The following is a 4,907-nucleotide window of genomic DNA, read 5'->3' as shown; positions in this document are numbered from 1 at the left end:
TTCGATGATGTCTTCCAGCTTGGCCTGTTCGGCGGCCAGCTTGTCGAAATCCGCGTCTTCCGCCGCATAGGCTTCGTAGACTTCTTCCAGGCGCTGCTGGGCGTTACGGATATCCGCCACGGCTTCTTCGACGATCTCGCGGACATTCTTTTCCGGGTCCAGCTCCGGCTCCTGGGGCAGGTAGCCGATATTGGTGCCCGGCTGCGGCCGTGCTTCACCCAGGAAGTCCTTGTCCACGCCGGCCATGATGCGCAGCAGCGTGGATTTACCGGAGCCGTTCAGGCCCAGCACGCCGATCTTGGCGCCGGGAAAGAACGACAGGGAGATGTTCTTCAGGATGTGTTTCTTGGGTGGGACAACCTTGCCCACCTTGTCCATGGTGAAGATGTACTGGCTCATAAACTCCGACCGCAGTCTGTATTAATGTGCGGGGCGTAAGGTGCAGGCGGGCTGCAGGCCCCGGCAGAGGGTACTTTGATTGGCGCCTAAGCTAACGGAAAGCGGCCGTGAGTGAAAGTGCACGGCCTTTGATAGGGCGATGTAAGGCCGGATTGGCGCCAGAAAACCGGTGCCTGACGCCATGAGACGACTGGCAGGTTTCCATGAGCGGACTTCAAGTGCCATTGGCCCCGGATTTGGTTAGAATACGCGCCCCAATCCACTCTTAGCACGTTGACAGGTAGCCCATGTTCCCGAAATCCATGTCCATCGCCGAGTTTGACCCGGAAATCAAAGCGGCCATCGAGGCCGAGGAAGTTCGCCAGGAAGAGCATATCGAGCTGATTGCCTCTGAAAACTATGCTTCGCCGAGGGTCATGGAGGCCCAGGGCTCCGTGCTGACCAACAAGTACGCCGAAGGCTACCCGGGCAAGCGCTACTACGGCGGTTGCGAAAACGTGGACGTGGTCGAGCAATTGGCCATCGACCGGGCCTGTGAGCTGTTCGGCGCCGACTGGGCCAACGTGCAGCCGCACTCCGGTTCCCAGGCCAATGGCGCGGTGTATATGGCCATGCTGAAGGCTGGCGACACCGTGCTGGGCATGAGCCTGGACGCGGGTGGTCACCTGACCCACGGCGCCAAGCCGAACTTCTCCGGCAAGACCTACAACGCCATCCAGTACGGCCTGGACAATGAGACCGGCCTGATTGATTACGAGCAGGTGGCCTCCCTGGCCCGCGAGCACAAGCCGAAAATGATCGTGGCGGGCTTCTCTGCCTACTCCCAGGTGGTGGACTGGCAGCGTTTCCGCGATATCGCCGATGAAGTGGGCGCCATCCTGCTGGTGGACATGGCCCACGTGGCCGGTCTGGTTGCGGCGGGTGTGTACCCCAGCCCGGTGGGCATCGCCGACATCACTACCACTACGACCCACAAGACTCTGGGTGGTCCCCGTGGCGGCCTGATCATGGGCAAGGCCAACGAAGACATTCAGAAGAAGATCAACTCTGCCGTGTTCCCCGGTGGCCAGGGTGGCCCGCTGGAGCACGTGATTGCCGCCAAGGCAATCTGCTTCAAGGAAGCCATGCAGGCTGACTTCAAGGGCTACCAGCAGCAGGTAGTGAAGAATGCCCAGGCCATGGCCGGCGTATTCATCGAGCGCGGCTTTGACGTGGTGTCCAACGGCACCGAAAACCACCTGTTCCTGCTCAGCCTGATCAAGCAGGACATCACCGGCAAAGATGCCGACGCCGCCCTGGGCCGCGCCAACATCACCGTCAACAAGAATGCCGTGCCCAACGACCCGCGTTCCCCGTTCGTGACGTCCGGCCTGCGTATCGGCTCCCCGTCCATTACCCGTCGCGGCTTTGATGAAGCCGACGCCAAGGCGCTGGCTGGCTGGATCTGTGACATCCTCGACAATATGGGTGACGAGTCTGTGATTGAGAGTGTGAAAGGCAAGGTGAAGGAGATTTGTGCTCGGTTGCCGGTTTATGAGCGGTAGAAGATGAGTTGACAGTTGACAGTGGATAGTTGACAGCGAAAAGCAAACAATACGTAGAGTCACGGATGACGAGAAAGTATGCAGCGCGGGAGAAATCCCGCGCTTTTGCTTTGCGGATGATAAAGGTTTATCAGTATCTGCAAGAGCAGAAGCGAGAATACATATTAAGTAAGCAATTGCTGCGCAGCGGAACAGCAATTGGAGCCTTGGTCAGGGAAGCAGAGCAGGCCGAGAGTCGTGCAGACTTCGTGCATAAATTGTCTATCGCTCTGAAAGAGGCTAATGAAACGGAATATTGGCTGGAGTTGTTGATGGAGTCCGGCTATTTGGAGCCTTCGTCTGGTCAGTCGGTTATGGCTGACGCCAAAGAGTTATTGAAGATATTGACGGCAATTATCAAAACCACCAAAACTCGCAGATAATCGGGTTTCAAGGTTTTAGCTGTCAATTGTCAACTATCAACTGTCAACTGGGGTTTCCATGTACTGCCCGTTTTGCTCCGCCCAGGACACCAAGGTGATCGACTCCCGTCTGGTTGCGGATGGGGTGCAGATCCGTCGTCGCCGTGAGTGCTTGAGCTGTACCGAGCGCTTTACCACCTTTGAAACAGCAGAGCTGGTGATGCCGCGCCTGGTGAAAACCGATGGCACCCGCCAGCCGTTCGATGAGGCCAAGCTGCGTGCGGGCATGCTGCGGGCGCTGGAGAAACGGCCGGTGAGCATGGAAGACCTGGAAGCCGCAATCAGCCGGATTTGTCACCGTCTGCGTGCCACCGGCGAACGGGAGCTGCCGGCCCGGGAGCTGGGCGAGTTCGTGATGGAAGAACTGCAACAGCTGGACGATGTGGCGTATGTGCGCTTTGCGTCGGTGTACCGCAGTTTTCAGGATATTTCCGAGTTTTCCGCTGAAGTGGATCGCCTGAAAAAAGCCGGCGGCAAACCCGGTGACAAGCTGGAAGACTCGAAGGAATCATGAGCTTTTCTGCTGCCGACCATCAGTCTATGAGCCGGGCGCTGCAACTGGCGCGCCAAGGCCTCTACACCACGGACCCTAACCCACGAGTGGGGTGTGTGCTGGTGCGTGATGGCGCCGTGGTCGGTGAGGGCTTTCATGCCCGGGCCGGCGAGCCCCATGCCGAGCGTCATGCGCTGGCGGCGGCTGGCGATCGGGCTCAGGGAGCCACGGCCTATGTCACTCTGGAACCTTGCTCCCATACCGGGCGTACCGGCCCCTGCGCGGATGCGCTGGTGGACGCCGGGGTGGCGAGGGTTGTTGCGGCCATGGAGGACCCCAATCCCCAGGTGGCGGGGCAGGGGCTGCAACGGCTGGCGGATGCCGGCATTGCGGTGGCGTCGGGATTGCTGGAAACGCAGGCCCGGGAATTGAATCCGGGGTTCATTGCCCGGATGACCCGGCAGCGACCTTATATTCGCATCAAGATTGCCGCCAGTGTGGATGGCCGCACGGCCATGGCTAGTGGGGAGTCCCAGTGGATCACCGGCCCGGCGGCGCGGGAAGATGTGCAGCGCCTGCGGGCACGCAGTTCGGCGGTGATCACCGGCGTGGGGACCGTGCTGGCGGACCGGCCTTCCTATACGGTGCGCCCGGCACAATGGACACTGGCGGACTATCATTGCCGCCCAGATGAACACAGTCAGGCGGGCCGCGACTGGGTGCGCCAGCCTGTGCGGGTAATTCTGGACAGAACTCTGCGCACGCCCCCGGATGTGCCGGTGGTGAGTGCGCCGGGGCATTGCCTGCTGGTGGCTGGGGAACAGCACCCGGGGCGCCAGAATGCGCTGGAATCCGCCGGAGCTGAGGTCATGCACTTGCCGGCCTCTGGCTCCGGGATCGACCTGCAGCAGTTGTTGATCGAATTGAACCGGCGCGAATGTAATGAAGTGCTGGTAGAATGTGGCGCCACGCTGGCCGGTGCGTTTGTTCGTGAGGGCCTGTTCGACGAAATTCTCGTCTATATGGCACCGGCCCTGTTGGGCTCGTCAGCCCGGCCGTTACTGGGGCTGCCGCAGTTGGCCAGCATGAGCGAGAAGGTGGCGTTGCGTTGGCAGGATGTGCGCCAGATTGGCGATGATCTGCGTTTGACGCTGGTTCCGGCGTAATGAGTTTAAAGTTCAAAGTTGAAAGTTAAAACGCAGATGAGGGCGGTGCGAGGTTGAGTGGTTGGCGTCGCGATTACCGGTGAACGCGGGCGCGGAACGGACAACAGGCAAGGCTCTGCCCGCGCTTTTCAACTTTGAACTTTAAACTTTCGACTCAATACCGACGTGTCTGGTCTGCGAGCCTGACGCAGGAGAGTTTACATGTTTACCGGCATTATCGAATCCATGGGCAAGGTGGCCGCCATGACCCCGAAAGGCGGCGATGTGACCTTGCTGATCAAGAGCGAAGGGCTGGACTTTTCCGATGTGCAGCTGGGCGACTCCATCGCAGTGAACGGCGTATGCCTTACCGCCACCGCGTTGCCTGGTGGTGCCTTTGAGGCGGATGTATCCGGGGAAACGCTGTCGCTGACCTCGCTGGCGCAAATCAGCGTGGGCAGCACGGTGAACCTGGAAAAAGCCCTGACTCCGTCCTCCCGACTGGGTGGCCACCTGGTCAGCGGTCATGTGGATGGCCTGGGCAAGATTGTCGAGATGAAGCAGGATGCCCGTTCGGTGCGTATCGATATCGAGGCACCGGCGGAGCTGGCCAAGTACATTGCCCACAAGGGTTCAATCACCGTCGATGGCATCAGCCTGACGGTGAACAGTGTGGCCGGAGCGGTGTTTTCCCTGAACATTATTCCGCACACCCAGGAGGTCACCACCATCGGTCAATGGCAGGTGGGGACGCCAGTGAACCTGGAAGTTGATATCATAGCCCGCTATCTGGAACGCCTGCTCCTGGGAGAGAAGGCCGCCGAGCCCACTTCCGAGGGGATTTCCATGGCGTTCCTGGCGGAAA

General features: G+C 59.9%; 6 protein-coding genes. 5 read left to right on the top strand and 1 reads right to left on the bottom strand.

What is annotated here, in order from left to right:
- Positions 1–399, bottom strand: a 399-nt coding sequence (locus tag A3754_RS00250) for an ATP-binding cassette domain-containing protein (protein WP_156496623.1), incomplete at its 3' end; no start/stop codon positions are given.
- A 287-nt stretch (positions 400–686) separates the two neighbouring features.
- Between A3754_RS00250 and glyA the strand changes: the two genes are divergently transcribed.
- The 5 genes from glyA to A3754_RS00225 form a co-directional block, all read left to right on the top strand.
- Complete coding sequence (glyA, locus tag A3754_RS00245) at positions 687–1,943, top strand: serine hydroxymethyltransferase (RefSeq protein ID WP_063518534.1); 1,257 nt, start codon at positions 687–689, stop codon at positions 1,941–1,943.
- Between the two features lie 65 nt (positions 1,944–2,008).
- Positions 2,009–2,365: a four helix bundle protein gene (locus A3754_RS00240; RefSeq protein ID WP_063518533.1), complete on the top strand. Its 357-nt coding sequence runs from the start codon at positions 2,009–2,011 to the stop codon at positions 2,363–2,365.
- 58 nt (positions 2,366–2,423) lie between these two features.
- Positions 2,424–2,918, top strand: coding sequence for a transcriptional regulator NrdR (gene nrdR, locus A3754_RS00235; RefSeq protein ID WP_063518532.1), 495 nt, complete (start codon positions 2,424–2,426; stop codon positions 2,916–2,918).
- Entirely contained in the window at positions 2,915–4,063 is a 1,149-nt protein-coding gene (gene ribD, locus A3754_RS00230) for a bifunctional diaminohydroxyphosphoribosylaminopyrimidine deaminase/5-amino-6-(5-phosphoribosylamino)uracil reductase RibD (protein WP_063518531.1), read from the top strand. Before nrdR ends, ribD begins: the two co-directional genes overlap by 4 nt.
- 201 nt (positions 4,064–4,264) lie before the next feature.
- Positions 4,265–4,907: riboflavin synthase (locus tag A3754_RS00225; protein ID WP_063518530.1), on the top strand; the 643-nt coding region annotated here is incomplete at its 3' end.

It is taken from the genome of Alcanivorax sp. HI0083, from assembly GCF_001635175.1.
This window is presented reverse-complemented; position numbering and strand designations above follow the sequence as displayed.